The following is a 26,234-nucleotide window of genomic DNA, read 5'->3' on the forward strand; positions in this document are numbered from 1 at the left end:
TGTCTCGACTCAGTAGTGATCACCCTGCCGCCGCTCGCAGAGCCCTGCGCCGAGCTCCACGTCTGCGAACGAGCCGCCGCGGCCCTCGAGGCCGCGGCGCTGCGAGCTCCTGAAGAGCGGCGTTGGACCTCGGCCTCAAGTCGGCTGTTGGATGTGATCGCCAGCGGCCTCCATCACGACCTGGAACAGCATGACCTCACACTTGTTGTCGTCGTGCTTGATGGTGCCCTGAAACCCGACGACCTCGTAGTTGGTGAATCGAAGGTTGTCGTGGTGGGGCCCCTGGAGGATCTGGCTAATCCCGTTTCTGACAGCGTCATCGAAGCTCTTGGTCGAGCTGGCCACAATTCGAATGACGTCCTGGTGTTTATTTGCGTTGGTTGCGTGCATGTCGTTTTCTCGTAATGCTGTCACTATGATCGGCCGGGACGATGCAAATTGCGCCCGGTCTCAATCGTCGGTTCGATGCCAAACAACATACAGGATCGCGCAAGGCACGCAAGCTCGAGTGCGCCTCATTGGGACGACGGCTGGTGAAGCTCTAGTACGCGACGTTGGTGGCGATGGTGCGCTTGTGCTATGCCACGCCACCGATGTCGCCGACCGGGATCGTGGCCCTCGTGGCCCTGCTGCTCGCCCCCGAGGTCCAGACCCCAACGCGGACGAGCCCGCTCGGTTTGACCTGGCAGGCGCCCCACAGCTGCCCGCAGCGCGCAGAGATCGACGCCCGAGTCCACGAGCTGTTGCCGAGTCTGGGCGAAATTGTCGGTGTGGATACCCCCGCCGACGTCCAGGTGAGCGGGCGGGTCGATCTGCAAGACAGCGAGCGTTGGGTCGTGTCGCTGCGGTTCGAGAGCGCACGCGGAGTCGACGAACGGACGTTCTCAGGACCGGACTGTCAGGCCCTGGGGGACGCGGCTGCGCTGGTGATCGCGCTCGGCGTCGATCCGGTCGGAGTCTCGACCCAGCTCGCGCAGCGCCAGCAGGTCGAACCCAAGCCCGAACCCGAGCCCGAGCCCGAACCCGAGCCAATCCCAAAGTCGGATCCCAACCCCGACCCACGCCAGGATCCTCGGCGCGCGCTGTCGGATCAGACTGAAGGATCTTCAGCCACCGACGAACACCCGCCGAACATCCGCGTCGGCATCGCCCCGCTCGGCGGCGGCGGCTACGGTCCGCTGCAGCTCGGCCAGGGCGCCCTGGGGATCGAGCTGAGCGGCTTCGGCCCATGGTGGCGCGTCGCACTGCGCGGGCGCTGGCTCACCCCGCGCACGCACACGTTGGCGAGCGGATCCCAGGCTCGCTTCGACGGATTCTCGATCGCCGCCCGCGGCTGCGCGGTGCCGTGGGCGGGGCGCGTGGAGTTTCCGATCTGCGCGGGCGTGGAGGCAGGCGCGCTGCGGGGTCGCGGAACCGGGACCACCCTGGCGCCGCGCGACGCGGGGCTCCCGTGGGCGGCGCTGCTCGTGGGCCCGGGCCTGCGCTGGGTCGTGCACGAGCACGTGGCCCTGGGTCTCGACCTCGAGCTGCTCGCGCCCCTGACCCGCGGCGGCTTCACGATCGGCACCACCGTCGCGCAGGAGTTCGCGCCAGTCGGCGTGCAGGGCTTCGCTGGCGTCGAATTTCGGCTCCCATGAATCTCCGTCACGAAAACCCGCGGACCCGGCCAAACTGGTAGGAGATGCTCCTGGAGCCCCGCGCGGCTCGACTCGGGGACGAGTTCGAGCCTCTATATGCCGACAACTTCGCGTTCGCCTGGCGGATGTTGCTGCACTTCGGGGTCCCCGCCCACCAGGTGGAGGACGCCGTGCAGGACGTGTTCGTGGTGGTCCACCGGCGGCTCGACACGTGGGATCGGTCGGTCAGCGTGCGGCCCTGGATCTGTGGGATCTGTCGTCGTGTCGCGGCGGACCATCGGCGCGCGCACGGTCGACACCAACGCAAGATCGACGCGCTGCCCCCGCCCGATCAGGGCCCCGCGCTCGACGGCCAGGTCGCGGATCGACAGGTGCTCGCGCTGCTCGAACAGACCCTCGCCGGGCTCGACCCCGGGCCGAGGGACGCCTTCGTGATGGCGGAGCTCGAGGGCATGAGCAGCCGCGAGATCGCCGAGGCCACTGGCGTCAACCCCAACACAATCGCTTCGCGCTTGCGCAAGGCACGAGTAGCCGTCGCCAAGGCACTCGGAAAACTTACCGGCGAGACAAAGTTTGAGAGGGCGTGACATGGACGAGCGCACACACGATCTAGAGCGGGCCGTTGATGCGCTGCGAGCCAAACGCAGCCCACCGGCGGGAAAACAGGCGCAGGTGTTGGCGCTGCTCGAGGCCCGGCTTGGGGGCGGCCCTGGAGGGGGTGGCGCTGAAGGTGGCGGCTTCGGGGACGGCGGGCTCGGAGCTGTCAGCAACTCGAGCGGCGTGTTTGCTGCCAAGGTCGTCGCCGCGACCGCAGCGATGACGGCGGGTGGCCTGTTGGTGCTCAAGTTGGGCGCGCTCACGCTGGCTTCGCTCACACCGGACGCGGCCGCAGCAGTCGAGCCTGTCGCGCAGACCGAGCTGCTCGGCGAGCCGCGCGTCGCCGCGCCGGACACCGAGTTGGGGCACGAGCACAGCACGAGCGAGCCGGGTCCCGAGTCGGGCGAGTCCGCGACAGACCCGCCCGAATTGGCGAGCCATTCGATGCTGCCCAAACACGGCTCGAAGCCTGCTGCAGCGTCGATGGATCAAGTAGACCCAGACCCGCTCGCGGTCGATATCGCCGCGGAGCTGCGCTTGCTCGGGGCGGCCCGCGCGGCCACGTCGCCGAGCGCCGTGATCGTCGAGCTGGCCGAGCACGCGCGTCAATTTCCACGCGGCACCCTGAGCGACGAGCGCGACGCCTTGTGGGCGATCGCCAGCTGTGCGCGCGAGGACCTCGACGACGCCTCGACGCGCGCGCACGCGGTGGCCACCCGCCGCCCCAACTCTCCGCTGCTCGAGCGCATCTCAGCGGCGTGCCCAGCTCTGGCCGACACATTTTAGAATCTCGCGTCACGAATTCATTGGGACCCGGCCAATACCAGAGCATGAACACCAGCATGAACATGTCGACCACGCTCTCTCTCGGACTGCTGCTCTTCGCGGCCACGTCCGTGTTCGCCTGCGAGATTGGATACAAGGACATCGGCGACGAGCCGGATGGTGACGGCGACGGCGACTCCATGAGCGACGGCGATGGCGATGGCGACGGCGACGGCGATCCCATGGGCGACGGTGACGGCGATCCCATGGGCGATGGCGACGGCGATCCCACGGGCGATGGTGACGGTGACGGTGACGGGTGCCTCGCGGTCGCGTTTCAGACCTGCGAGGACGTGCAGGGCGCGTTCGAGGAGGAGACCACGGTGATCCGCAGCTGCACCGAAGACGCAGAGTGTGGCCAGCAACTGGTCGGCACCAGCTGCGGCTGCACCCACGACTGGGTGGCCCGCACCGACGCCGATGCGACCTGCTTCTACGCCATCATCGAGCAGGCGAGCCTGCTCGAGTGCGACCTCGGCCTCTACAGTGACTGCGACTGCCCCAGCGCGGATGGGTTCGAATGCGTCGACAACATCTGCGAGTGGAGCTATCTCTAGACCCCACATTCGAGCTGAGGGCCGCGCCCGCTCAAAACCGACCGGCTACGCCGAAACCGTAGGTCCGTGGGCCGAACGAGGGCACGGGCATTAGCTGGACCCTCGCGCTTTGCTTGCGGCGATGTTGATGAACTCGCACGCTCCCGAACCCCAACATCATCGCGCCAGCAATCGTCCCCAGCGTGCCTGCGAGGATGCCAAGGCCGACGACGGGGCGCGGGCTGCGATTGTCATGGCGAGACCCATCATAGATCACCGCGCTGCTGACCAGCAGCGCGAGGCCTCCGGCGCCTACCAGCGAGCCCGTCACCACCAACCCCGTGCCGGGGACTGGGCCCTTGCCGTGCTGCGATCGCCACCCCGCGAGGTCGGTGCCAGCCTCATCCTCCCACCGCCGGAGCGCGGCGTGGCGTCGCCTTCCATAGTGGATCCCGAGCGCACCCACGGTCACGAATGCTGCGCCCAACGTGAGCGGTGCGACGCCAAAAACCCCGACGCCGTCCGGGTCGGCAATGAGAAACGTCATGCCGAATACCGTGGCGGCCGTGCCAGTCACGACCCCGACGATGCCGAGCCCTAGCATTGCGCGACCTGTCGGCGGTGGCGCAACCTCGACGGTTGGTGGGGACATCACCTCTTCGATCGTGGGCTGCTCGGGCATTTCCTCGTATTCGCCCCCCACCGAGGAGCCGCCCCCCAGCGGTGAGCCGGCCAAGGCGCTGCCGGGAACAAACACTGCGAGCGACAGCGCGAGCACCAACAGCGATCGTCCTCGAACCACGGTTCGAGTCTACATCCGCAAAAGGCGCGGCGTCGACCGCCTCGCCAACCACCCAGCGGCCCAGACGGGGGTGCGACCCAGCCGCCGCTCGACTATCCTTGGCACGGCAGGCCAGCTCCCGCTGCGTCATCGATCATGCCCCCGACCACGCCCAAGCCAGCCACCTCAGCCAACCCGCGCAGCGACGCCGACCTGCTCGGTGCCTGGCGCGGCGGGGACTCGGAGGCCGGCGAGGTGCTGTTCGTCCGCCACTATCCCCCGGTCGCTCGGTTCTTCCGCAACAAGGTCGGGGCGGATCAGGTCGCCGACCTGATCCAGGACACGTTCACCGCCACGCTCGAGGGCCGCGACAGGATCGAGGATGGCAGTCGGTTCCGCAGCTACCTGCTGTGCATCGCCTATCGGGTGTTCTGCGGGCATCTGCGGGCGAACTATCGCAAGCAGGGCGAGGTCGATCTCGACGCCGTCCCGATCGAGGACGTGGACGCGAGCCCAACCTCGGTGATCGTTCACGCCCAAGAGCAGCGGCTGCTGCTCGAGGGTCTGCGCGCGATCCCAATCAACTACCAGGTGGTGCTCGAGCTGCACTACTGGGAGGACATGAGCACCGAGGAGATCGCCGTGGTGCTGGAGATCCCATCGGGCACGGTCCGCAGCCGTCTGATCCGAGCACGGGACGCGCTCGAGGCCGCGATGGCCGGCATCGCGCGCTCGGCCGATGTGCTCGACAGCACGCTCACGCGGCTCGACGACTGGGCCGCGGCGTGCGGTCAGAAGCTCGCGGCGGTCAGTCGGTGACGGTCACGCGGATCATCTGCACGGGCGTGCGCGGGCGGTCGTTGCCGTCGGTCGGGGTCTTCTCGATCGCGTGAACCACGTCCATGCCCTCGATCACCTTGCCGAACACCGGGTGCTTCGACTGCCCAGCGGTGAACCAGTCGAGGTAGGCGTTGTGCACGGTGTTGACGAAGAACTGACAGCTGCCGCTGTTGGGCCGGCCGGTGTTGGCCATGGACAGGGTGCCGGGCTCGTTGGAGAGCTTGGCGTCTGCGGGGTGCTCGTCCTGGATCGTGCCGTTGGGGCTGTCGCCCGTGCCCGCGCGGCGGCTGTTCGGGTCGCGGCTGTGCGGGCAGCCGAACTGCAGCATGAACTTGTTGATCACGCGGTGAAAGTGCAGGCCGTCGTAGAAACCGCTGCGCGCGAGGTTCACGAAGTTGCCCGCGGTGACCGGCATCTTGTCGGTGTAGAGCTCGACCTTGAAGGTGCCGAGGGAGGTCTCGAGGGTGGCGGTTGGGTTGGCCATGGGCGCAACCTAGATCGAGCCGGGGCAGCGGTCCAGTGGGCGCCTAGCCCCCGATGGCGCTGGGGTCACGCGTGCCCCAGTCGTCATCCCACTCGTCCTCTTCGTCGAGCACGGCGAGGACGTCGACCTCGGGCTTGATCTTGTCGTACAGCTGCGGAAACGCTCCCTGGGCGGCGTACTGCGCCCGGACCTTGCGGTACAGGGTGAGGTCGAACATCTCCTCGAATTCCTTGGGTGTCATGAACGTGTCCGCGTACAGGAACGGGAACCCGCGCACGCTCTGGGTGAACGCCTCCATCTCGCGCATGGCGTGGACGGTCTTGAATTGCTCGCCCCGTTGGATCGGGCCCGGGACGCCGTAGACGCCAAGATCGAAGTACATGGCGTAGTCGCGCCCGAGCACCCGATCTTTGAGGGCAGGGTTGCGGAGCTGGCCGCTGCCGGGGCCGCGATCATAGACGCGGCACGGGTACAGCAGGATCGGGTACATGTCGAACAGCTCGTCGGACTTGTTGACCGCGTCGGCCATCGCGCTCATGGGCAGGGTGATGTCCTGGAACACCTGCATGGTGAAGGTCATCTTGCGCACGGCGGGGGTGGTCGAGAATTTCAAGAAGGCGATCTTGGGCGGCATCATCCAGCCCAGCAGCGCGCGAAACAGCGGGTGGTTGCCGCCGGGGATCATGTGCTCGACGACCCAGAAGATGCTGCGATTGTGGCGAAGCAGATAGTGGCGAAGCGGGATGTACTCGTCGCCTTCGCCGTTGAGGTACTCGCGCACGTGGGTGTAGAACCACGGCTTGTACCAGCGCCCGATCGGGTTGATCTTGGCGCGCTGCTCAGGCGTGACTGGATCGGCGAACTCGCCCTTCATGATCACGGCCTGATCGCGCGAGTAGACCGTGGCCTCGATGAAGTCCGGGGCGTCGTCCATGGTCGACAGCTCGTACATGCGCGCGCAGTAGTCGGCCTGCGAGTGGGCGGGCTCGTAGCGCATGTGCACGTGCGACTTGACCGGGATGATCTTCAGCTCTAGGCCCACGAGCAGCCCGAGGGTGCCGTGCGACCACGGGAGCGCGCGGTAGAGATCCGGGTGCGAGTCGGCGGTCACGCGCAGCAGCTCGCCGTCGGCGGTCACGACCTCGTAGGCGACCACGGTCTCGCTGAGCAGCCCGACCTTGTGCGAGTGCGTGGTCATGCCCACGGCCATCGCGAGGCCGCCGAGCGTGGCCTCGGCGATCTCGAGGTTGACGGCCAACATGTGGCCCCGGTCGATCAGGTAGCTGGTCGCCTGGCCGACGGTCACGAACGGCTCGACGCGGATCGTCTTGGCGTCGACGTCGACGTGCAGGATGTCGCGCAGGTTGCCCATGCGGATCTGATGCCACTGGTGCTTGGGCTCGAACCGGGTCGAGAGGTTCATCCAGGTCTTGCGATCCGTGCACATGGGCTTGCGCAGGTCGGCGGGCTGCGCGGCCCAGCGGCGGACCTGGGCCTGGACCTCGGCGACCTTCTCGTCGTGCCGCTCGGGCGCGGCCCCCAGCAGATCGTAGATCTTGGCGCGCAGTCGCAGACCGGTGTCGAACGCGAGCCCGACGGGCAGGCCGACGCCGACGAGGATCACGGCGCGGTAACGAGTGGCGAGATCGAGGGCGAGCTTCTTGATGTCCATGGCGGGCGTTACGCCGCAGGTCGGCGGGAGCGCATTGACTCACGCGCTCACGTGGGCGTCAACGGCGTGGGCGCGAGCACGGACGGCTCCGAAGCTGGGCGCGCCAGAATCGCGAAAATCGCCGGATTGGCGCTCGTTTTGTGGCGCTGGACGCTGTGTCACATGCGGGTGCACCCTGCTACGCTTCGCCCCCGCATGCAGCCAGTTCAAAGCGCAATCGAGTCGCTCCAGGCCAAGGGCCAGTGCCCGCGCCTGCACGTGAACGTCACCCACGAAGATGCCGTGTGTCCAGACTTCGTGCGCGAGAAGTGGACCCAGCGACTGATCATCGATCTCGATCCCAGCTATCCGCTGGAGCTCGAGTTCACGGAGATCGGCGTCGAGGCCAACCTGTCGTTCGGCGGCTACGTGACTCGCTGCACGTTCCCGTGGGTGGCGATCTACATCGTGGCGGAGCGCGACACCGGTCGGGGGCGCGTGTTCGAGCAGAACATCCCGGCGTCGCTGCGGGCTGAGCTGACGCCGACGCCCGCGGGCGTCGACCCGAAGCTGACCAAGGCCCGCGACGAGGAGCGCGGCCGGGGGACATCTCGCCGCAAGCGTCGTGGCTCCGCGAAGCCACCGGCGGTGTTCGAGCTCGCGGCGGTCGAGCAGAGCCCGGCCGACGAGGAGCCGGAGACCGAGACGGAGACGGAGACCGAGACGCAGCCCGAGCCCCGGGCGGATCAGCAAGAGGTGAAGACCCGTCGGGCCGCGTTCACCGTGATCGACGGCGGCAGCTGAGCCGGCTGATTTTTAAGTAATCGCGGGTCCTGACCTGCGCAGGTCTCTCACGTAACCGCGCAGGTCCTGATCTGCGGTGGCGATCTGACATAGAGTGTCGCGATGAGCGCTCTGCGTCGCGTCGCCCTGTGCTGTGGACTGCTGCTGCCACTGTCGAGCTGCTACTCCGGCGTCGACTTCGACGAGCAGTTCACGGGAGCCAGCGGGAGTGAGTCGGAGGGCGACTTCGACGGCGGCTGGGATGCGGGCAGCGCTGGCGACGGTGATCCGGGTGGCGACGGCGACGGCGATTCGGGTGGCGACGGCGATTCGGGTGGCGACGGCGACGGCGACGGCGATCCGGGTGACGGTGATCCTTCGTGTGGCGATGGCGAGCTGCAGCCGGGTGAAGAGTGTGACGAGGGCGACCTCAACGGCTCGGGTGCGTGCACCGAGGCGTGCACGACCAACGTCTGCGGCGACGGCTACGTCGGACCTGGCGAGGGCTGCGACGACGGCAACGCGATCAACGACGACGACTGCACGAACGAGTGCAAGCTCAGCTCGTGTGGAGACGGCGCGGTCCAGGGCTCGGAGCTGTGCGACGACGGCAACGCCGACAACAGCGACGCCTGCCTCGACACGTGCACACCCGCGAGCTGCGGCGATGGCTTCGTGGAAGAGGGCGTCGAGGAGTGCGACGACGAGAACGCCAGCAACGAGGACGCGTGCCTCAGCGACTGCAGCGCGGCCACGTGCGGCGATGGATTCGTCGGGCCTGGCGAGGCCTGCGACGACGGCAACGCCAACAACGGCGACGCGTGCACCAACAGCTGCGCCCTCGCCAGCTGCGGCGACGGGATCGTCCAGCCCGGCGAGGACTGCGACGACGGCAACAACATGAACAACGACGCGTGCCTCAACGCTTGCGTGGCGAACGTGTGCGGCGACGGCTTCAAGCACCAGGGCGTCGAGGCCTGCGACGACGGGAACAACAAGAACAACGACGCGTGCCTCAACAGCTGCGTCGCGGCCACGTGTGGCGACGGTTTCAAGCACCAGGGCGTCGAGGCCTGCGACGACGGGAACAACCAGAACAACGACGCGTGCCTCAACAGCTGCGTCGCGGCCACGTGTGGCGACGGTTTCAAGCAGCAGGGCGTCGAGCAGTGCGACGACGGCGACAACCAGAGCCACGACGGCTGCAGCGGCGCGTGTGTGTTGGAGGTGCCCAACAATAATTACTGCGCGGTGGTCGCGAACTGGGACCCGACCTGGGCGGGCTGGGAGCAGCAGGTCCTGGTCCGGACCAATCAAAAGCGTGCGGCCGGGGCCAACTGTCACAGTCAGGGCGTGTTTGGGCCGGCGCCGCCGCTGGTCATGCACGCGGCCCTACGCTGCTCGGCTCGCAAGCACTCGCGGGACATGGTGGTGCGTGATTTCTTCGCCCACGTGAACCCCGACAACCAGCAGCCGTGGACCCGCATGTCGCTGGCCGGGTATCCGTGGAGCCTGGCGGGCGAGAACATCGCGGCTGGACAGGCGACCCCGGCGGCCGTCGTCAACGCGTGGATGGACTCCGATGGTCACTGCGCCAACCTCATGAACCCGAACTTCGAGGAGATCGGGGTCGGCTACTACCCGGGTGGGGACTACGCTCACTATTGGACGCAGAATTTCGGCACGCAGTAGGCTTGGCCCTACGGCTCACCCGACAAAGACGTTGTCACGATGCCACGCGAGCGCGGCATCGGGGTTCGCTCCGTGGGGCTCGCGGAGCGGCCTTCCGTGCATCTCGTAGTAGGTCTTGCCGTTGTCGAACTCCTCGTGGAGGCGTCGGCTGACCACGAGCCGGCGCTCGCGGTCAAAGGTCACGTATCCGCGGTCAAACAGCCGGTGCAGGTCGACCCGCAGCGCGAGGCCGTTGTCGATGTCGTGCGGACCACCGTCGGCGAACGGGCGGATGTGTGCGGTGTCGAGGACCGGCAGCGAGTGCTCGTTCGTGACGCTGCAAGCGCGACCATAAGTATCGAGGACGGACACGCGGAAGATCCCCTGGCCGAGGCGTGGGCGCGTGAGGGCGGGTTGCCCGTAGCGCACAGCGGGCTCGGCCGCGAACCTGACCGGCGGACTCGGCACCCGGCGCTTGGCCTCGAGCCAGATCCGGAGCCCTTCCGACTTGGTCAAGTCATAGGTCGCGCCAACCACAGTCCGCGGGTGCCAGTTGTCGGGTTGTCGGATCCAGCGCTCGCGCGGCCAGACTCGAGCCTCGGCGATCATGCAGCAGCCGATCTCGGGTCGGCTAGCGATCTTGGCACCACGGCGGATCTTGGACAGTCGCTGGCGAAGCTCCACCAACGACGCGACACCGTTGGCCCGACCAAAGCTGTCCCAGGCCAGCCAGTCCGGCAGGACCGAGAACCCCGCGAAGAAGCCGAAGCCGCAGATCGCGTTGTGGGGCGCCTTGAGCTTGAAGAAGAACGGCGTGCCAGTCGGCATGTGCTTGGGCGCGCGCGCCGAGGGCTGCCAGAAGTTGACCTCGTCGTCGTCGAGTTGGTCCTCGAGCAGGCGCTCATACCAGCGGTAGTCGGTGACCGCGACCCAACCGTCCACGCGGGCAGTGTCGCATGGGTTGCGTGGTCGCGATAGTCGTCAAGCGCTGCAAACCCGAATCGAGCTAACCGAAGTGCACCGCGCTCACGCTCGCGCCCAAGACCGCACCGCGATAGGGCAGCGTCGCCGCAGCGTCGCCGCCCGCCCCGGCCACGACCATGAGCGGCAACAGGTGCTCCTCCCGGGGGTGACACGCCCGAGCTGCGGGCGCTCGCTCCCACTCGAGCAGTCGCCCGTGGCGGGTGTCGGGCTCGGCCAGGACCGACTCGACGAGCCACTCGTCAAACACCCGCGACTCACGTGCGACCTGCTCGCCCACGGACGGATCACGGAACGCAGCCTGAAACCGAGGAAGGTTGTGATAGCTCATCCCGCTGCCTGCGATCAGCACCCCTTGCTCGCGCAGGGGAGCGAGCGCCCGGCCGAGCGCGAGGTGCTTGGCGGGGTCGAGCCCGCGCAGCAGCGAGAGCTGAAACGTGGGGATGCTGGCGGCAGGATCCGCGAGCATCAGCGGGACGAAGGTCCCGTGGTCGAACCCACGCTCGGGGTCGACCGCGGTGGTGAAGCCCGCGGCCTCGAGCCGCTCGCGGACGTTGGCGGCGATCTCCGGGGCCCCGGGCGCAGGCCACACGAACTCGTAGGTCTCCTTGGGGAAGCCGTAGTAGTCGTACAACATCGGCGGCTGGGCAGCCGTCATCACCGTGGCCACGGGCGCCTCCCAGTGAGCCGAGATGATGAGCACCGCTCGGGGCGGCCGGGGTAGCGCTACGTTGATGCCGCGCAGGTAGCCGGCCAGCTCGGCGAGCCCTTCGTCGCCGCCGAGCGGCCGGTCCATGAGCGGCCACGGGCCGCCGCCGTGCGGGAAGAAAATGGTGGGCAGCGTCTCGGTGGTGGTCGTCTCGCTCGACATCGCTTCGTTGATCTCCCGCGGGACACAGGCCGCCAACCCCAGACCGATCAGCGAGGCCAGGACCTCGCGTCGGGTTCGAGCTGTCGTTGAGCTGCCGTTGGCCACGCGATCGCACCATACGACGGTCCGCGGTGAAGGCTACAGCTTGCGCTCGCCCACGCTTTGACCGCACCATCATGATCGAGGAGAGGCGAGCGCATGGCCAAAACCAAGAAACGGGGTCCGCACGACAAGGTGCTCGAGGCGCTGCGCGCGTTTGGGCTGAAGTATCCCGGCACGCACTACAAGAGCCCGTGGCCGGGGCACATGGACCTCGCCGTCAACGACAAGACCTTCGCGTACCTCAGCCTCGAGGGCGATCCGCTGAGCATCGGGTGCAAGCTGCCGCACTCCAAAGATGTCGCGCTGATGCTGCCAAACACCACGCCAACGGCGTACGGGCTGGGCCGCAGCGGCTGGGTGACGGCGAACTTCGAGGACGGACCGGCGCCCGACCTAGCGATGCTCGAGGCGTGGATTGACGAGAGCTACCGCGCGCAGGCGCCCAAGCGATTGATCAAGCAGCTCGACCAACTCGACCAACTCGACAGGGGCAGCCCGCCGGCGAGCACGCAGCCTGCGAAGAAGAAAGCCGCGAAGAAGAAGCAGACCCGCAAACCCACGAACGAGACATAGAGGGTTGCTCGCACGCGGTGCGCAATGATCGGAGGAGCCCAACAGCGCCTCACAGCGCCAGATCGACAGTCACCGCCGCGCCGACCTGCCCGGTGACCCGCAGCTCCCCGCGCGCCATATCCAGCGTGAAGCAAGCCCCGTCGCCGCCGACCTCGATCACGCTCGGCCCATCCGCGCCAAACAACCGCCGCGGCAGCACGATCTCCGTGACCCCGCCATCGCTGTTCCAGCTCGAGTACCCGACACCTCGCGCGGCGTCCCACTCGAAGTACGGGGCCTGCCCGCTCACGGCCCGCAGCCACGGCCGGACCCAGGCGTCGAGCATGATCCGCTCATTGCCGGCTGCGTCGATCATCGAGAAATTCTCGTAGTTCCACAGCTGCTCGTTGTGGCTGTACTCCCACATGGTCGCCGAGATCCGCTCGAGGTCCAGCGACTCCGCGACATCGGTCAACCACGCGGGTCCATCCTGCTCGCCGGGCTGAAACCCAAACTCGCCGAGCAACACGTGCATGTCCTCTGTGCGGCCGTGATCCGCGAACTCGAAGATCAGCACGCCGGGGTCGGGCTGATCGGGCCCATAGTTGCTCGCGCCATAAATGTGCGGCCCGTAGATCAAGTAGTCGCCAAGCGGTCGCGGGTGAAACAGCTCCGGGTACAGGCCGACGGCGTCGACGCCCGGATTGTCAAACGCGATGAGCAAGTCCGGCGCCGCGTCGTGCATGACCGGGATGATCTCGTCGTGAAAGGGCGTGAGCACGTCCTGCTTCCACTGCTGTACGTCGTTGCTGGTGCCCCAGCCCGGCTCGTTGAGGACCTCGAGCGCGACCACGCCCGGGTGATCGGCGAAGCGATCGGCCATCTCGAGCCACATCTCGTGGAATTCGTCGATCAGCTGATCTTCATTGGCCCAGAACCGATCAAACGACCCGCGCACGTCGGGGTCGGACACATACTTCAGGCCCCACTTTGCGTCGGGGCATTCGTGCCAGGGCGCGTTGGGATCGGCGACGGCCCAGGTTGGGAATCCGTCACCACAAAAATTCTCGGCCCACACGTCCTGGTGAAAGTCGATGATCACGCGCAGCCCATGCGCCCAGGCGGAGTCGACCATGGCCTCATAGCGATCCAGGTATTGCTCGTCCCATACGTCGCGCGCGGGCTCGAGCGCGCCCCAGGAGAAGGGCAGGCGCGCGGTGTCCTGACCCCACTCGTTCATGCGCGCGAAAAAGACGTCCGCGGCCAGGCGGAATTCGTCGAGCGGGATGTCGTTGGTGATCGGGAACGGCACAAACGGCGGCGTCTTGTTGCGGTTCCCGGTGTTGAGGCCGCGCATGACCACGTCGCGGCCCAGCGCGTCGCGTAGCTCGCCACCGCCAACTAGCTGCAGTCGGGCGTGCGGGGCGATCACGGGCTCGATCGGGACCTCACACTCGCCAGGGCGCGGCATCGGGTCGCCGTCACCGTCGCCCGGGTCGCCGTCACCGTCGCCCGGGTCACCGTCGCCATCGCCCGTGTCGGTGCCGCTTGCGTCGGGGTCGGTGTCGGCGGCTGGTTCACCGCCGCACGCGAGCAAGGGGAGGACGAGCCAGCCAGCCAGCAAGTAAGGACGCGTCATCGGCGGAGTGTAACCGAAACCGCGTCAGCGCCAGAGCGGGCTCGATCAGCTGAGCAGCTGGTAGGCGCCCCCGCGCTCGAGCGCGCGCTGGTAGGCCGGCAGCGCGTGGATCCGCTGCAAGAACTCGTTGAGCTTGGGGTACTTCGTGGCCAGGTTGGCCCGGACGGCGGCGGCCTCGACCGGGAAGCTCATCTGGATGTCCGCGGCGGTCATCTCGTCACCCGTGAACCACGTGGTCTCGCGCAAGGTCGACTCCATGAACTCGAGGTTGCGGGTCACGTTGGGGTTGATGAAGTTCGCCCGCACCTTGCCGGCCATGCTCTTGGCGATCGGCCTGATGAAGAACGGCATCGGCGCGGTCTCGAGACGATTGAAGACCAGGGTCATGACCATGAATGGCATGAAGGTGCCTTCGGCGTAGTGCAGCCAATAGGTGTATTGCAGCCGCTCGGGAGTGTCGGCTGGGGGGACCAACCGGCCATCGCCATATTTGGCGACCAGGTACTCGGTGATCGCACCGGACTCGGCGATCGTGAGGTCGCCGTCGGTGATGACCGGCGACTTGCCCAGCGGATGCACGGCCCGCAGCTCGGGCGGCGCGAGGCTGGTCAGCTTGTCACGTTGATACCGCTGGATCTCGTACTCGACCCCCAGCTCTTCGAGCAGCCACAGGATTCGCTGCGAGCGGGAATTATCGAGGTGGTGGACGGTCAGCATGGCGGGAGTGTAGCCCAGCGGCGCTCGAGCGCCGCGTAGATGCCCGTCATCGCCGCGCTGGCCCCGAGGCGCAGGTGCAGATCCACGAGCGGCGAGATCTCGGTGTCGCCGGGGTTGATCTCGATCGTCGGTCGCCTGGCCTGCCTGGCCTGGTGGACGGGGCCCGAGATGTACGGGAACACCGCGCTGGTGCCGATCGAGACGACCGCGTCGAACCCGAGATCGAGCTCACGGTAGAGCATGTCGACCGCGTCGGTCGGCAGCATCTCGCCAAACAAGATCACGTCAGGCCGGATCACGGCTGCGCAGTCGGGGCAGCGTGGGAGCACTGGATCGAGCGCGGCGTAGTCGGTGACCCGCTCGCGCCACGAGCAAGCGGTGCAGCGCAGCTGCTGGGTGTCGCCGTGAATGGCGATCAGCTTGTCGCTGCCGGCCGCCGCGTGGAGACCGTCGACGTTCTGGGTGAGCACGACGACGCGCTCGAGCCGACGCTCGAGCGTGGCGATCAGCTGATGCGCGACGTTTGGCTGGGCGCCGCGACAGCGCTGCTCGATCTGCCGGATGTAGCGCCAGGTGACCTCGGGCCGGGCGCGAAACATCTCGCCCGAGAGACACACCTCGATCGGCAGGCCCTCTTCGGTGTCGTCGGCGTCGTAGAGCCCGCCGACTCCGCGGTAGGTGGGCAGCCCGGAGTCCGCCGAGATCCCGGCACCGGTGATGAACAAGATGCTCTGGGCGGGTGCGAGCAGCTCGGCGGCGCGCTCGAGAATTTGAGGGGGCACGCAGGAAATTTTACAACGGGCGGGCGGGCGCCGCGACAGCGAGCTGTCACACCGTCAGGACCGAGAGCGTGGTCTCGATCGTGTCGCGCACGGCCATCTGCGAGGCGCCGCCCCGCGACAGCACGCCCAGGCCGTACATGGAGTTGGTCAAGAATCGCGCGAGCGCTCGGTTGTCGCGCCTGCCATTGAGCTCGCCGGTCACGCTGTCGCGCTCGAGCGCGGTGAAGAACACCTCTTCGATCTCGAGCAGGTGCTCGGCGACGCGGGCGCGCAGCTCGGGATCGCGCTGGCCCAGCTCGAGAGCTGAATTGGCCATGAGGCAGGAGCGGTGCTCGGGGTGCTCGACGACCTCGCTCCTGACCCAGTCGAAGCCCGCACGAATTCCCGCGGTCCCGGACGCCTGGGCGCTGACGATGCGCTCGAACTCGGAGCGGAGATTGACGCAATAGCGGTCGATGGCCGCCAAGAAGAGTCTGTGTTTGTCCCCAAATGTGTCGTAGAGGCTCTGGCGGCTGATACCCATGAATTCCAGCAGCTTGGCCATGGACGCGCCCTCGTAGCCGCGGCGCCAAAACAGCTCAATTGCCCGGTCGAGAACCAAATCTGGATCAAAAGCTTTCGCGCGAGGCATGGTTGCGCGAGCATCGCGTGACACCACTCGAGCGGTCAAGCGCAAGAAGAGCAGCGAGTTCCTCGGAACCGAGCGCGTCGTGTCGGGCGAATATTTTTCACGGGCGAGAACGCCCGGAGCCTCAGCTGGCGACTATTCGCCCGACATCGCTCCGGCGACCTTTGGATTGAGCGTATACGTGCCCACCAATTCGGCCCAGTCGAGCACGTGACCCTCCATTGCCTGGAGCGCCTGGGTTGCATCAAAGCTGCCCGACAACCCCAGAGATTCGACGTCGAGTGCGTAGACGGCGAAGTGGTAGTGGTGCAGGCGCTCGTCGTTCCAGGGCGGACACGGGCCGTCGTAGCCGGCGTACTCACCCTTCATGTCGTCGTCGTTTTCGAACCACCCGGTGTAGTCGTTGACCCCCTGCAGGCCCTGGTCATTGGGGGCGGCGCCGGGGGCCTTTCCGCGCGGCGTGACGCTGTCGCTGTGTGAGCCGGCCGGGATCTCGGTGGTGCTGGGCGGGATGTCGATCAGCACCCAGTGGGAGAAGTCGACCCGCGGGACGCGGAAGGAGACCATTTTTCCTTCCTTGTTGACGTCGTCGGCGACGGCGGGGGCGTCGGGGTCGCGGCAGATGATGGCGAAGGACTTGGTGCCCGCGGGCGCGCCGGTCCATGACAGCTGCGGGTTGCGGTTGGGGGCCATGCTGAGGTGGCCGTCCTCGGGTCGCTCGGCTGGCACGCAAAACGCGAACTCTCCGGAGATTGGGCCGCCTGCTTGGAAAGATTCGCTGCGCAGTTCCATGGCGGCGGAGGGTATGCCAAGTGAAGCTGCACGACAATCGAGATTCGTCACTCTTCGGGGGGTGGCTCGGGTGCCTCGCGCTCCGGTCGCCAGCAGCGAGCGATGTGGATGCACTCGCCGCAGGCGGCCGGTTGCTCGAGCTTGGGCCAGGGTTGCGCGGTCGTGTCGTCGCCAAGCTCGACACGCAGCAGCCGCGCCGCGGTCCCGCGCAGACGCTGGTCGAAGCGCGCGAGCGTGGCGGCGTCGAGCTCCCGCAGGCCGGGGTCGGCCTCGTGCTCGCGCAGGAACACGGCGCCGGCGCGCAGCCCGATCGCGTCGCCCCACAGCCGCCGCAGCGCCCAGGCCTGGGTGAGCCGACGAAACCCGGCCACCTGATCGGGATCGAGGATCGAGCTGGGGTCGGTCGGGGCGCGGCCGTACTGCCAGTCGACCAGGTTGAGGCGACCGTCGTCGTCGATCCAGACCAGGTCGATGCGGCCGCGCACGATCACGCAGCCCTCGGGCGGCGCGGCGGCGGCGGTGGTGATCGGCGCGAACAGATCCAGCTGCGGGCGGGTGGTCTGATCGGGGGGCTCCTGGGCCGGCGCGTGCTCGCCCAGCACCTGCAGCGCAAACGGCAGCGAGCGCAGGACCCGGCGCGGATCGCTGCGCTGGATCTCGATCAGCTCGTGGACCCACGGGCGGGCGGCGAAGCGGAGCAGGTCATCGCGCAGCTCGGCCCACAGCGAGTCGGGGATGTGGTCCTGCGCGGCGAAGCCATCGAGCGCCTGCGCGGGGTTGCGACCGAGGCGGTCGAGATCCACGCGCCCGAGCAGGTAGTGGACCAGGCGGCCGCGGGCGCGGGCCTCGGCCAGGCTCGGCGGTCGGCGATCTCCCGGGTCGTGCTCGTCGCCGCGATCGCGGGGCACGAAGGGCAGCAGCTGCAGCCCGCGCATGGCCTCTCGCTGCTCGTGCTCCGGGGTCTCGAGCCCGACGACATGGGTCAGCAGGTAGCGGCGCGGGCACTTGTCGAATTCGGCCAGGCCCGAGAGCGAGACCTCGAGCTCGCAGTCGCGCAGGTGCAGGGCCTCGCTGCGCTGGTAGGCCCGGCGCAGCTGCTCGGGTGACTCGTCCGGGTCTCGCGGGTCGCGGTCGGGCGTCGGCTGCGGGGCTGTCGTGGCGACCGGCTTCCACTCACGATCCAGGACAGTGTCGCTGCTCGCGTCGCTCGCAGCTGGGGCTGGCACCGGGGCGCTGGTCGCCGCGCGGCGGACGGCCTCGACGCGGTCGAGCAGCCACTGGATCGCGCTGGCTGGCGCGTGCTCGTCGGTCTGGATCACGGGGCCCGCGTCGACGACCTCGACCAGCTCGTCGAGCTCGGGCAGCGCGGCGTCGATCAGCTTGCGCCAATTGCCCTCGCTGCCGCGGCCCTCGGGGGCGTCGCCGATCAGCACCAGCAGGTCGCGGGCGCGGGTGCACGCGACGTACAGCAGCCGGCGGCTCTCGGCGTCGCGGCGCGCGGCGAGGCGCTCGTTGATCGCCTGCGCATGGGGACTGGGGCGGCGGCGACCCACAAAGTCGGGGCTGACGACGGCGAGCCCGAGCTCGCGCTCGAACACGACCGGGCCCTCCTGTCCGCGCGGCTCGGCGCCGAGCTCGGGCACGATCACGACCGGGAATTCAAGCCCCTTGGCCGCGTGCACCGTCATGATCCGCACCGCGTCGGGATCGGCCGCGGCCGCGACCTCGGCGGGGGCCTCGCGATCGAGCAGATCTTCGCCGCGCTCGATCAGGCGCCGGGCGGTGGCCACCGCGCCGAGCCCGGCAAACTCGCGCGAGCCCAGCAGCGCGATCAGCTTGTCGACGTTGGCGATCCGCTGCTCGCCCGCGTCGTCCCAGGCCAGGACCTGGCGCAGGCCCAGACGATCGACCGCGAAGCGCAGGACCCGGGCGGGGCCGAGGCGATCGAGCTCGTGGTGGAGGCGGTCGACCAGGCGCGCGACCTGGGTGACGGTGGCGGCGTCTTCGGGGGCGCTGAGCTCGACGGCGCACCCGGCCACGTGGTCGGCCAGGCGCAGCTGCTCGGCGGTCGCGAGCTCGACGATGCTCGCGTCGCAGATGCCCCACACGGGTGATCGCCACACGCCCGCCGAGGCCAGCGAGTCGCGGGGATCGGCGATCGCCAGCATCAAGACCGCCAGCTCGCGGACCTCGCGGGCCGCATAGAAGCCGCGCCCACCCACGACGACCGAGGCGATCCCCAGCTCGCTCAGGGCCTTGCGGTAGCGGGCCACGTGGCTGTGGGTCCGCATCAAGATCGCCACGTCGGCCCCGCGCAGCGGCTTGGGGCGGCCGTCGGCGTCGGTGCGACCGAGCGGCGGCCGGGCGTCGAGCAGCAGCCGCAGGTGCTCGGCCATGCGCCGGGCTTCCTGGGTTCGGCGGGTCCGGGCGTCCTCGGTGGGATCGCTGCACAGCAGCTGGACCGCGGGGATCCCGACTTGATCTTCGTGATCTTCGCGGACCGGGGTCAGGCGATCGACGTCCTCGATCCAGTCGACGGCGAAGCCCTCGGGGTCGTCGCTGATCAGCAGGCGGGCGAACAGTTGATTGCAGAACTCGACGAGCCGCGGGCGCGAGCGCCACGATCGCCGCAGCGCGTGGAGTCGCAGCCCCGCGCCGCCGCTGCGCGCACGCGCGGCCAAGCTCTGAAACAGCGACACGTCGGCGCCGCGGAACTCGTAGATCGACTGCTTGCGATCCCCGACGGCGGCGAAGCAGCGCGCGCCGAGCGGGAGCAGGGCGCTGGCCCGGGCGCCGCGGGGCACGGCGCGCTCGAGATCGCGGGCCTCGGCGAGCAGGTGCACGAGGTCGAGCTGGAGCCCGTTGGTGTCCTGAAATTCATCGACCAACAGCGCGCCGAGCCGCTGCTTGACCTGCCGCCGCACGACTCGATCATCGCGCAGCAGATCGTGGGCGCCGCGGACCAGATCGACGAAGTCCAGGACCTGCAGGCGCTGCTTCTCGGCCGCGTAGGCGCGCGCGATCGCGTCGAGCAGCGCGACGATCCGGCGCGCGAGCTCCTGCTCCTCGAGGCTCGCCACGCAGTCCTGGACCTGCTCCCAGGCGGCAGCGAACGGCTCCCAGACCCGCTTGGCCCGCTTGGGGAGCGTGCCCTTGCCGCGCCGCTGGCTGGCGACGCGGACCATCGCGGGATACCAGCGCTCGACCTGCCGGGGCGCGCAGTCGCCGATCCTGCGCCGCTCGATCGCCAGCGCGCGCAGGGTCGGGCGCAGGCGATCTTCGCGGGACTCCTCGAGCAGCGCGATGCTGTCGGCCAGGGCCTGGCAGGCGTCGGCGAACGCGGCCCAGGCCAGCTTGCGATCGAAGCCCGGCTGCGGCTGGCCGGTCGCGTCGGTCAGCAGCGACTGTGGATCCCGGCCCTCTTCACCGAGCTTTCCATGGAGGCGACGCAGGGCAGCGCGCAAGATGTCGGGCCCGCCCAGCGCCCGGGCGGCGGCGCGGGTGTGCGAGTCGCTGTCGCCGCCGTCGTCGGAGTCCTCGAGCTCGCGCAGCAGCACCTCGTCGAGGGTGCGGGCGAACAGCTCGGTGGCGGCGTTCTCATCGAGCACGCCAAAGCTGGGATCGACGCCGGCCTCGACCGCGAAGCTGCGCAGCAGCTGGCCACACAGCGAGTGGAAGGTGCCGATCGGCGCGGCCGGGAGCTGGTCGAGGATCGCCCGCCAGCGGCCGGGGCCGAGCTGGCGATCACCGAGCATCTCGGTCAGCTCGGGCTCGTCGGCGAGCGCGGCTTCGGGGTCGTCGGCCAGGGCGGCCGCGCGCGCGACGATCCGCTGACGCAGCTCGCGGGCGGCCTTCTCGGTGAAGGTGACCGCCCAGACCTGCGCCGGTTCGAGCGGCTCGCGCTGCGAACGGCCAGCGCCGACGTAGAGCCCGAGCGCGACGGTGACCAGCGCGTGGGTCTTGCCCGCGCCCGCGCCCGCGGCCAGGACCAAGTTGGCGTCGAGCTCGAGCGAACCCTGCTCGGGCTCGGGCTCGGGCTCGGGCTCGAGCTCGTATTCATGTGGCTCGAGCTCGTTCACGCGTCGGCCTCGTCGAGCTCGTCACCCCGCTCGACCCGACACACGGGACCGAACGAGCAATAGCGACACGCGCGGCCGGGATCGTGGGGGCGCACGTCGAACCGACCCTCGGCGACGCCGCCGAGCAGCGCCCAGACGTTGTCGGCGAGGTTGCGCTGGCCGATCTCGGGTAGATCGAGGGCCCCGGCGGCGATGTCTGGCGGGCCGACTTGCTGCGGCTGGTCTTGCTCGCTGGCGGCGCGCGCTCGCAGATCGCGTCGCTCGTTGGGATCGAGGGCCAGCAGCCCGTCGAGCTCGACGCTCGACAGGCACAGATCCAGCAAGCTGGCCTGCGAGCGCTCGCCGTCGCGCAGCGAGACGTAGGCCGCGTCCGCGTCGCCCAGATCCGGCCGCCGGGTCGCGAGCCAGGCGGCGTACAGCGGCAGCTGCAGCTGCGTGCGGGCGATCTGGTCAAACCGCAGGCGGTCGCTGACCCGGCCGGACTTGTAGTCGATGATCAACCCCTCGAGCTCGCGCCCGTCGCCGCGATAGTCGATCCGATCGACGCGGCCGACCAGCTCGAACCGGCGCGCGCCGTCGCGGTCCAAGATCGCCAGCGGGGTGCCGTCGATCGCCCCGCTGCCGTCCTCCGCGGGCACCCCAAACCCGATCTCGAACTCGCCCGGCTCCCACGCCTCGATCGCAAACCGGCGCTCACCCTCGAGCGTGCGGCTGAGATCGCGGACGACCAGATCGCGGTGCAGGTACCACAGCGGCAGCGGACCGGTGCGCTCGTGCTGCTGCCAGCGATCGAGCACCGCCTCGCAGACCTCGCGGGCCAGGCGGTTCTCGTGGCCGGTGCGATCGCCCCCCTCGAGCGGCGTCAGGCCCTGGTCGCGCAGCGCCTGCATGACCTCGGCGAGGACCAGGTGGCGAACGCTGCCTTGCTCGGCGGCGTCGAGCTCGTCGCGGATCGACGCGGGTGCGCGGACTCGCAAGATCCGCTGGGCGAAGAACCGAAACGGGCAGGCGGCGTAGTCCTCGAGCGAGGTCGCCGAGCCCTGCCAGACCAAGCCCGGCGCCGCCTCGCGCTGGCCGGACCAGCTGAAGTCGAGCCGGGCGAGCGCGAGGGCGCGGCTGTGGTCGGGCAGCCGCACGCTGGCGCGGGCGAGGTCGTGGGCGTGGCCAGCGGCCCAGCTGAGCGCGCGCTCGAGCTCGCCGCGACCGGGGAGCTCGGCCAGCCCCGCGAGCGGTCGACCTTCGCGGGCCAGCATGCTCATGCGGGTCAACAGCTGGCCGCGGGTGCTGGACTGCGCGCAGCTGGGGACCACGCCGGCCGCGAGGGATCGCGGCGGGTGATCGTGACCGAGCGCGGCGGCCAGGGCCGCGAAGTAGCGCGAGCGCATGACCTCGCGGCCGTCGGCGTCATGGCGGTGGGCGGCGAGGACCAGCCGCTCGCGCACGCCCGCGCACGCGAGCGCGAAGGTGCCAGCGTCGGCCGCCGTGGGTGCGCCGAGCACTGGGCGACCGGCGGCCCGATCGAGCGCCTGGCGATCTTCGTCGTCCAGGAACGGCAGCACGCGGCCGGGCCCGGGCAGCTCGCCCTCGACGGCATGGATCACGAACACGTAGTCGCTCGGCGAGCGGGCCAGATCGACGAGGTCGCGCACGGCGATGCCCGCTCCGCTGACCCCGGCTGGTCGCTCGCGCACGCCCGCGAGCGCGGCCTCGAGGTGGGCGCGGAAGTCCGTGAGCGAGACCGCTGCGTCGGCGACCCCGACCGCCGAGGCGGCATCGTCGAGTCCGTGCCCCGCAGCCTCGAGGGCCTCGAGCGCGGCGCGATCGCGGGCCAGCGCCGCGACGGCGTCCCGCTCGAGTCGACGCTCGCGCGAGCCGTCGCCGAGCTCGGGCAGCGCCAGGCAGCGACGCGGGATCCCGAGCGCGCGCAGGGCCGCGAACACGGCGTCGAGGTGCTCGCGCAGCGTGGCCATCCGGCGCAGGCGAAGCTTGGCGAACAGGTGCTCCCAGCGATCGGCGAGCTGGTGGTAACGGGCCGCTTGCTCGCTGCGCCGCTGCTGCGCGCGGCCGGGCTCGGTCGGCGTCGGCGCGCCAAACGGCGCGGGCGGCTGGCGGGCCAGCTTGTCTGCGTGGACCCGCAGCCGACCGAGGTGCCCGATCCCTCGATTGTCCCGCGACCCCGCCTCACGCAGGGCCGAAAGCAGCAATGTCGTGTCGCGGCGCGCGACGTAGGCGGACTCCAGCACGCCCGCGAGCGCCTCGCGGGGCAGGTCGCGCTCGGCGGCGTCAATCAGCGCGATCGTCAGCCGCAGCGGCGCCGCCTGCAAGACCGGCTGACCCCGGGTCTCTTCACAGGGGAGCTCGGCCGCGTCGAGGGCCGCGAGCACCCGGTGCCGGGCCAGGCCCAGCCTCGGCACCGCGATCGTGACCCGATGCGGAGCGACCCCCTCGTGGAGCAGCTCGCGAATCGCCGCACACACCCCGCGCAGGGCCGCGCGCTCATCCTCGGCGTCGATCAGCTCGAGCTCGTTGCGGACGGTCGCGCTGACCAGCGCGCGCCCGCGGCTCGGCGGGACGAACGGGATCAACCCAGCCGCGGCGAGCTTGGCGTCGTCGTGCAGCAGCGGCATCGGGCGCAGGTCGACGCTCGGCGCCTCCTCAACCAGGTTGCGGCGCAGCAGCTCGAGCGCGCCCACGAGCTCGGGCGCGACGACGTCATCGCCGGCCGGTAGCACCGGGACCTCGATCGTGATCGCGAGCCCGGCCCGGGCCAGCGCCTCCCACATGCGCGCGCGGACGACCGGCAGCTCCGCGTTGCGCTCGACCTCGATCACCCGGGCACCATCGACCAGGCTGGCCAGGCGGGCGCGCCCGAGCTCGGCGATCGCCCGCGGCAGCAGCAACCGGGCACCCACGCCATCACGCGCGCCCCGGGAATGGAGCCGGGCTTCATAGGCGCTGGCGATCCGACTCAGGGCGGTGAACCGGCGGCCGCTCAGGCTGTCGGGCCGGCGGGACAGCTGCGCGGCGAGGCGCTCGAAGCCGACCCGATCGATGCCCGCCCGGCGCAGCGTGTCCCACAGCTCGAGGAACGACTCGGCGAAGCCCGGCTGGGTTGCGAGCTCGGCCAGCGTGGTGCCGCGGGCTGCGTCGGGGGCGACCGCGCTGACGACCAGGCGGGCCTCGGTCGTGCCGATCGGATCGAGCCGCGCCGCGCGGATCAGCCGGTCTTCGAGTGATCGCAGATCGATCACCCCCAGCGCCAGCGCGACGCCCTGGGCCCGGACGCGCTCGCGCAGCAGCTCGGCCACGCGGTCGCGCGTGGGCAGCACTCGCAGCGTGCGCTCGGGGATGGCGCGCGGCGGTCCGGGCATGGCGGGGGCACTCTACTTCCGCTTCAACCCCTTGTACTCGAAGCTGACCTCCAGGGTCTCGCCCAGCGCGATCAGCTTCTCGAAGTTCACGGCCTTGCCCTGCAGCGGCAGGCTGACCGGCACGGGTACGGCGCCCTCGCCCATCCCGCCGCCTGCAGCTTGAACGTTGGCCTGCTGCTGGACCTCGGGCGTGACCGTCTCGATGTAGGCGACGTGCCCGGTCGGGATCGGGTTCGAGAGCCGGTCCACGTGGGCCAAGCTGCCGGCGTAGCTGCGCCGCTTCACCTTGGTCTGGTCGGGCGCGTAGATGATCCAGGCCACGTAGGTGCTCGGGACGTCGGCAGTGGGCAGGGTCGCCGCGAAGGTCCCCTTGCCGTTCTCGGGCACGGGCTCGCCGTTCTCCACGTACACGACCTCGACCTCGAAGGCCGCGAGCGCGCCGCCGGTCGCCTGACTGCGGACCAGCGGAATCAGGATCTTGCCGTCGGGCGCGCTGGCCGGCTGGACCGCGCGACCACCCACCGACGCGCTCCACAGCTCGGCCTGCGGGGGCAGGACCAGGCGCAAGAACTGCTTGCGATTGTTGCGTACCTGATAGATCACCGAGGTCAGCCGCCGGCCCTCGGGGGTCCACATCGTGCGGGCGCGGGTCTCGTCGAGCAGGGTGACGAGCACCTCCACATCGTCGTTTTGCTGGATCTTCAGCGGCACGCTGGCGTCGTCGGTCAGGTACTTGTAGCCGAGCAGCACTGGCTGCTCGGTGATCCCCAGGATCGCCGCGGGCAGCGAGCGGACGTCGACCGGCGTGGCCTGGACCACCGCGCCGCTCTGGATCTCGAGGTTGCCGCGCGACTCCACGCCGACCCAGCCCTTGGCCCGCTCGACCCCGAGCGGACGCACGATCGGGGCGAACAGATCCTCGCCGCTGGTCGCCACGACCCGCTCCATCGTCATGGTCAGCGTGTAGTTGCCCTCGGCCGCGTAGTTGAGCAGGACCTCGAGCTTGCCGTCGTCCTTGTGGTTCCAGTCGCGCAGCCCGGCGCCCTGGACGTCGACCAAGGTCATGCCCTTGGGCACGTCGAACTCGAGCTTCTCTTTACCCGCGAACAGGATCGTGTGCTCGATCGTGGTCGTCGCGCGCATCAGACCATCGCTGATCCCAACCAGGGTATAGATCTCGGCGTAGACCTGCGATTGTTGCTTGGCGGCGGCGTCGGCCTCGGGGATCTCGCGCTGCCAGGTGACCATCAAGGTGCCCGTGCTCGGCAGGGTCGCCTCGACCTGGCGAAAGCTGCCCACGACCTGGTCAGACTGCAGGTGGGCGTTGGCGACCGAGAAGTCCAGGTCTTCGTTGGTGGGGACCTTCAACTTCAGCGTGGTCGCGCCCGAGCCAGCCAGCTCGAACCCGACGTTGCTCTGCCCGTTCGCCGTCGAGACCGACGCGCCAAACTCGAGGTCGAGGTTGAAGGCGCCTTTTTGCTCGGTGATCAGGGTATAGAACCCGTCCTCGATCACCATCGCCGCCTCCTTGCCGTTGACCTTGGCGGCGTGCAGGGCGACCGTGGCGGGCAGCACGGGGACGCGGGCCCAGCCCTTCTTGCTCAGCACCTCGACCCGCAGCGTGGCGGTGAAGCGCGCGAATCGGGGCTCGCCGTCTTGAATGATCACTTCACCGTCATACGCCGCCGACGACAGCGCGTGGGTGCGCGGGGGCGCCTCGGGCTGATCGGCCTTGGCCTTGGCCTTTTCGTACATGTCCAGGAATTGATCGAGGCCAATGACCACCCGCTCGGGCGGGTCCTGGAAATTGGCCCGGGCGTCGGTGGGCGTGGCCGTGAGCAGCGCGAGGATCGCGAGCGAGCAAAGTCCGGTTTGAACGATAGGGTAGGGGCGGCTCATTGTCTGACTTTCTGAC

At 69.2% G+C, this 26,234-nt stretch carries 22 protein-coding genes; 8 read left to right on the top strand and 14 right to left on the bottom strand.

Annotated features, from left to right (window positions below):
* Positions 1-135: 135 nt before the first annotated feature.
* The gene (locus ENSA7_RS03775; protein WP_106087818.1) at positions 136-390 is read right to left on the bottom strand and encodes a dodecin domain-containing protein; all 255 of its coding nucleotides are present in this window, start codon (positions 388-390) and stop codon (positions 136-138) included.
* Between the two features lie 203 nt (positions 391-593).
* Between ENSA7_RS03775 and ENSA7_RS43140 the strand changes: the two genes are divergently transcribed.
* The 4 genes from ENSA7_RS43140 to ENSA7_RS03800 are packed head-to-tail and all read left to right on the top strand — an operon-like array spanning position 594 to position 3,616.
* Positions 594-1,637 carry a hypothetical protein gene (locus ENSA7_RS43140; protein WP_181233084.1) on the top strand — a complete coding sequence of 348 codons (1,044 nt, stop codon included), beginning with the start codon at positions 594-596 and terminating at the stop codon, positions 1,635-1,637.
* A 44-nt stretch (positions 1,638-1,681) separates the two neighbouring features.
* The gene (locus tag ENSA7_RS03790; protein WP_106087820.1) at positions 1,682-2,224 is read left to right on the top strand and encodes an RNA polymerase sigma factor; all 543 of its coding nucleotides are present in this window, start codon (positions 1,682-1,684) and stop codon (positions 2,222-2,224) included.
* Position 2,225: 1 nt separating this feature from the next.
* Complete coding sequence (locus tag ENSA7_RS03795) at positions 2,226-3,020, top strand: hypothetical protein (RefSeq protein ID WP_106087821.1); 795 nt, start codon at positions 2,226-2,228, stop codon at positions 3,018-3,020.
* A gap of 44 nt (positions 3,021-3,064) precedes the next feature.
* Positions 3,065-3,616, top strand: coding sequence for a hypothetical protein (locus tag ENSA7_RS03800; protein ID WP_106087822.1), 552 nt, complete (start codon positions 3,065-3,067; stop codon positions 3,614-3,616).
* A 31-nt stretch (positions 3,617-3,647) separates the two neighbouring features.
* Here ENSA7_RS03800 and ENSA7_RS03805 read toward each other — a convergent pair whose 3' ends face one another.
* Positions 3,648-4,373 carry a hypothetical protein gene (locus ENSA7_RS03805; RefSeq protein ID WP_146157294.1) on the bottom strand — a complete coding sequence of 242 codons (726 nt, stop codon included), beginning with the start codon at positions 4,371-4,373 and terminating at the stop codon, positions 3,648-3,650.
* Positions 4,374-4,532: 159 nt separating this feature from the next.
* On the opposite strand from ENSA7_RS03805, the gene ENSA7_RS03810 reads away from it, so the two are divergent.
* Entirely contained in the window at positions 4,533-5,195 is a 663-nt protein-coding gene (locus tag ENSA7_RS03810; protein ID WP_106087824.1) for an RNA polymerase sigma factor, read from the top strand.
* Here the strand turns inward: ENSA7_RS03810 and ENSA7_RS03815 are convergent.
* Both ENSA7_RS03815 and ENSA7_RS03820 read right to left on the bottom strand, forming a co-directional pair.
* Positions 5,185-5,700, bottom strand: coding sequence for a peptidylprolyl isomerase (locus ENSA7_RS03815; RefSeq protein WP_106087825.1), 516 nt, complete (start codon positions 5,698-5,700; stop codon positions 5,185-5,187). The genes ENSA7_RS03810 and ENSA7_RS03815 overlap by 11 nt on opposite strands.
* Positions 5,701-5,743: 43 nt before the next feature.
* Positions 5,744-7,372: an FAD-binding oxidoreductase gene (locus ENSA7_RS03820; protein WP_106087826.1), complete on the bottom strand. Its 1,629-nt coding sequence runs from the start codon at positions 7,370-7,372 to the stop codon at positions 5,744-5,746.
* A gap of 195 nt (positions 7,373-7,567) precedes the next feature.
* On the opposite strand from ENSA7_RS03820, the gene ENSA7_RS43145 reads away from it, so the two are divergent.
* Entirely contained in the window at positions 7,568-8,155 is a 588-nt protein-coding gene (locus ENSA7_RS43145; RefSeq protein WP_181233086.1) for a ClpXP protease specificity-enhancing factor SspB, read from the top strand.
* 102 nt (positions 8,156-8,257) lie between these two features.
* Entirely contained in the window at positions 8,258-9,826 is a 1,569-nt protein-coding gene (locus ENSA7_RS03830; protein WP_106087827.1) for a DUF4215 domain-containing protein, read from the top strand.
* A gap of 15 nt (positions 9,827-9,841) precedes the next feature.
* Here the strand turns inward: ENSA7_RS03830 and ENSA7_RS03835 are convergent, their stop codons facing one another.
* Together ENSA7_RS03835 and ENSA7_RS03840 are read right to left on the bottom strand one after the other, a co-directional pair.
* The gene (locus ENSA7_RS03835; protein ID WP_106087828.1) at positions 9,842-10,747 is read right to left on the bottom strand and encodes an HNH endonuclease; all 906 of its coding nucleotides are present in this window, start codon (positions 10,745-10,747) and stop codon (positions 9,842-9,844) included.
* A gap of 64 nt (positions 10,748-10,811) precedes the next feature.
* A complete protein-coding gene (locus ENSA7_RS03840) occupies positions 10,812-11,657 on the bottom strand; it encodes a DODA-type extradiol aromatic ring-opening family dioxygenase (RefSeq protein ID WP_106087859.1) in 846 nt (281 codons plus the stop codon).
* A gap of 198 nt (positions 11,658-11,855) precedes the next feature.
* Here ENSA7_RS03840 and ENSA7_RS03845 point away from each other — a divergent pair, with 198 nt between their 5' ends.
* On the top strand, positions 11,856-12,332 hold the full coding sequence (locus ENSA7_RS03845) for an MmcQ/YjbR family DNA-binding protein (RefSeq protein WP_106087829.1): 477 nt from the start codon (positions 11,856-11,858) through the stop codon (positions 12,330-12,332).
* A gap of 49 nt (positions 12,333-12,381) precedes the next feature.
* Here the strand turns inward: ENSA7_RS03845 and ENSA7_RS03850 are convergent, their stop codons facing one another.
* The 8 genes from ENSA7_RS03850 to ENSA7_RS03885 form a co-directional block, all read right to left on the bottom strand.
* Positions 12,382-13,950 carry a glycoside hydrolase family 5 protein gene (locus tag ENSA7_RS03850; protein WP_146157295.1) on the bottom strand — a complete coding sequence of 523 codons (1,569 nt, stop codon included), beginning with the start codon at positions 13,948-13,950 and terminating at the stop codon, positions 12,382-12,384.
* A 45-nt stretch (positions 13,951-13,995) separates the two neighbouring features.
* Positions 13,996-14,667 (bottom strand): glutathione S-transferase family protein, encoded by a 672-nt coding sequence (locus ENSA7_RS03855; protein ID WP_106087831.1) that lies wholly within the window; start codon positions 14,665-14,667, stop codon positions 13,996-13,998.
* Positions 14,661-15,449, bottom strand: coding sequence for an NAD-dependent deacylase (locus ENSA7_RS03860; protein ID WP_106087832.1), 789 nt, complete (start codon positions 15,447-15,449; stop codon positions 14,661-14,663). The genes ENSA7_RS03855 and ENSA7_RS03860 overlap by 7 nt, the downstream gene beginning before the upstream one ends.
* A 46-nt stretch (positions 15,450-15,495) precedes the next feature.
* On the bottom strand, positions 15,496-16,080 hold the full coding sequence (locus ENSA7_RS03865; RefSeq protein WP_106087833.1) for a TetR/AcrR family transcriptional regulator: 585 nt from the start codon (positions 16,078-16,080) through the stop codon (positions 15,496-15,498).
* 132 nt (positions 16,081-16,212) lie between these two features.
* Positions 16,213-16,869: a YbhB/YbcL family Raf kinase inhibitor-like protein gene (locus tag ENSA7_RS03870; protein ID WP_106087834.1), complete on the bottom strand. Its 657-nt coding sequence runs from the start codon at positions 16,867-16,869 to the stop codon at positions 16,213-16,215.
* Between the two features lie 47 nt (positions 16,870-16,916).
* Positions 16,917-20,948 carry a UvrD-helicase domain-containing protein gene (locus ENSA7_RS03875; RefSeq protein ID WP_106087835.1) on the bottom strand — a complete coding sequence of 1,344 codons (4,032 nt, stop codon included), beginning with the start codon at positions 20,946-20,948 and terminating at the stop codon, positions 16,917-16,919.
* A complete protein-coding gene (locus ENSA7_RS03880) occupies positions 20,945-24,319 on the bottom strand; it encodes a PD-(D/E)XK nuclease family protein (RefSeq protein WP_106087836.1) in 3,375 nt (1,124 codons plus the stop codon). The genes ENSA7_RS03875 and ENSA7_RS03880 overlap by 4 nt, the downstream gene beginning before the upstream one ends.
* A 12-nt stretch (positions 24,320-24,331) precedes the next feature.
* Positions 24,332-26,218 (bottom strand): hypothetical protein, encoded by a 1,887-nt coding sequence (locus tag ENSA7_RS03885; protein WP_106087837.1) that lies wholly within the window; start codon positions 26,216-26,218, stop codon positions 24,332-24,334.
* Positions 26,219-26,234 lie beyond the last annotated feature (16 nt).

Origin of the sequence: Enhygromyxa salina (assembly GCF_002994635.1) — a bacterium.
Taxonomy (GTDB): domain Bacteria; phylum Myxococcota_A; class Polyangia; order Nannocystales; family Nannocystaceae; genus Plesiocystis; species Plesiocystis salina_B.

What these genes read in the sequence shown, in the direction of transcription:
- ENSA7_RS03775 (WP_106087818.1), bottom strand. Translation starts at nt 390, where the DNA reads ATGCACGCAACCAACGCAAATAAACACCAGGACGTCATTCGAATTGTG.
- ENSA7_RS43140 (WP_181233084.1), top strand. Translation starts at nt 594, where the DNA reads ATGTCGCCGACCGGGATCGTGGCCCTCGTGGCCCTGCTGCTCGCCCCC.
- ENSA7_RS03790 (WP_106087820.1), top strand. Translation starts at nt 1,682, where the DNA reads ATGCTCCTGGAGCCCCGCGCGGCTCGACTCGGGGACGAGTTCGAGCCT.
- ENSA7_RS03795 (WP_106087821.1), top strand. Translation starts at nt 2,226, where the DNA reads ATGGACGAGCGCACACACGATCTAGAGCGGGCCGTTGATGCGCTGCGA.
- ENSA7_RS03800 (WP_106087822.1), top strand. Translation starts at nt 3,065, where the DNA reads ATGAACACCAGCATGAACATGTCGACCACGCTCTCTCTCGGACTGCTG.
- ENSA7_RS03810 (WP_106087824.1), top strand. Translation starts at nt 4,533, where the DNA reads ATGCCCCCGACCACGCCCAAGCCAGCCACCTCAGCCAACCCGCGCAGC.
- ENSA7_RS03815 (WP_106087825.1), bottom strand. Translation starts at nt 5,700, where the DNA reads ATGGCCAACCCAACCGCCACCCTCGAGACCTCCCTCGGCACCTTCAAG.
- ENSA7_RS03820 (WP_106087826.1), bottom strand. Translation starts at nt 7,372, where the DNA reads ATGGACATCAAGAAGCTCGCCCTCGATCTCGCCACTCGTTACCGCGCC.
- ENSA7_RS43145 (WP_181233086.1), top strand. Translation starts at nt 7,568, where the DNA reads ATGCAGCCAGTTCAAAGCGCAATCGAGTCGCTCCAGGCCAAGGGCCAG.
- ENSA7_RS03830 (WP_106087827.1), top strand. Translation starts at nt 8,258, where the DNA reads ATGAGCGCTCTGCGTCGCGTCGCCCTGTGCTGTGGACTGCTGCTGCCA.
- ENSA7_RS03840 (WP_106087859.1), bottom strand. Translation starts at nt 11,657, where the DNA reads ATGTCGAGCGAGACGACCACCACCGAGACGCTGCCCACCATTTTCTTC.
- ENSA7_RS03845 (WP_106087829.1), top strand. Translation starts at nt 11,856, where the DNA reads ATGGCCAAAACCAAGAAACGGGGTCCGCACGACAAGGTGCTCGAGGCG.
- ENSA7_RS03850 (WP_146157295.1), bottom strand. Translation starts at nt 13,950, where the DNA reads ATGACGCGTCCTTACTTGCTGGCTGGCTGGCTCGTCCTCCCCTTGCTC.
- ENSA7_RS03855 (WP_106087831.1), bottom strand. Translation starts at nt 14,667, where the DNA reads ATGCTGACCGTCCACCACCTCGATAATTCCCGCTCGCAGCGAATCCTG.
- ENSA7_RS03865 (WP_106087833.1), bottom strand. Translation starts at nt 16,080, where the DNA reads ATGCCTCGCGCGAAAGCTTTTGATCCAGATTTGGTTCTCGACCGGGCA.
- ENSA7_RS03870 (WP_106087834.1), bottom strand. Translation starts at nt 16,869, where the DNA reads ATGGAACTGCGCAGCGAATCTTTCCAAGCAGGCGGCCCAATCTCCGGA.
- ENSA7_RS03880 (WP_106087836.1), bottom strand. Translation starts at nt 24,319, where the DNA reads ATGCCCGGACCGCCGCGCGCCATCCCCGAGCGCACGCTGCGAGTGCTG.
- ENSA7_RS03885 (WP_106087837.1), bottom strand. Translation starts at nt 26,218, where the DNA reads ATGAGCCGCCCCTACCCTATCGTTCAAACCGGACTTTGCTCGCTCGCG.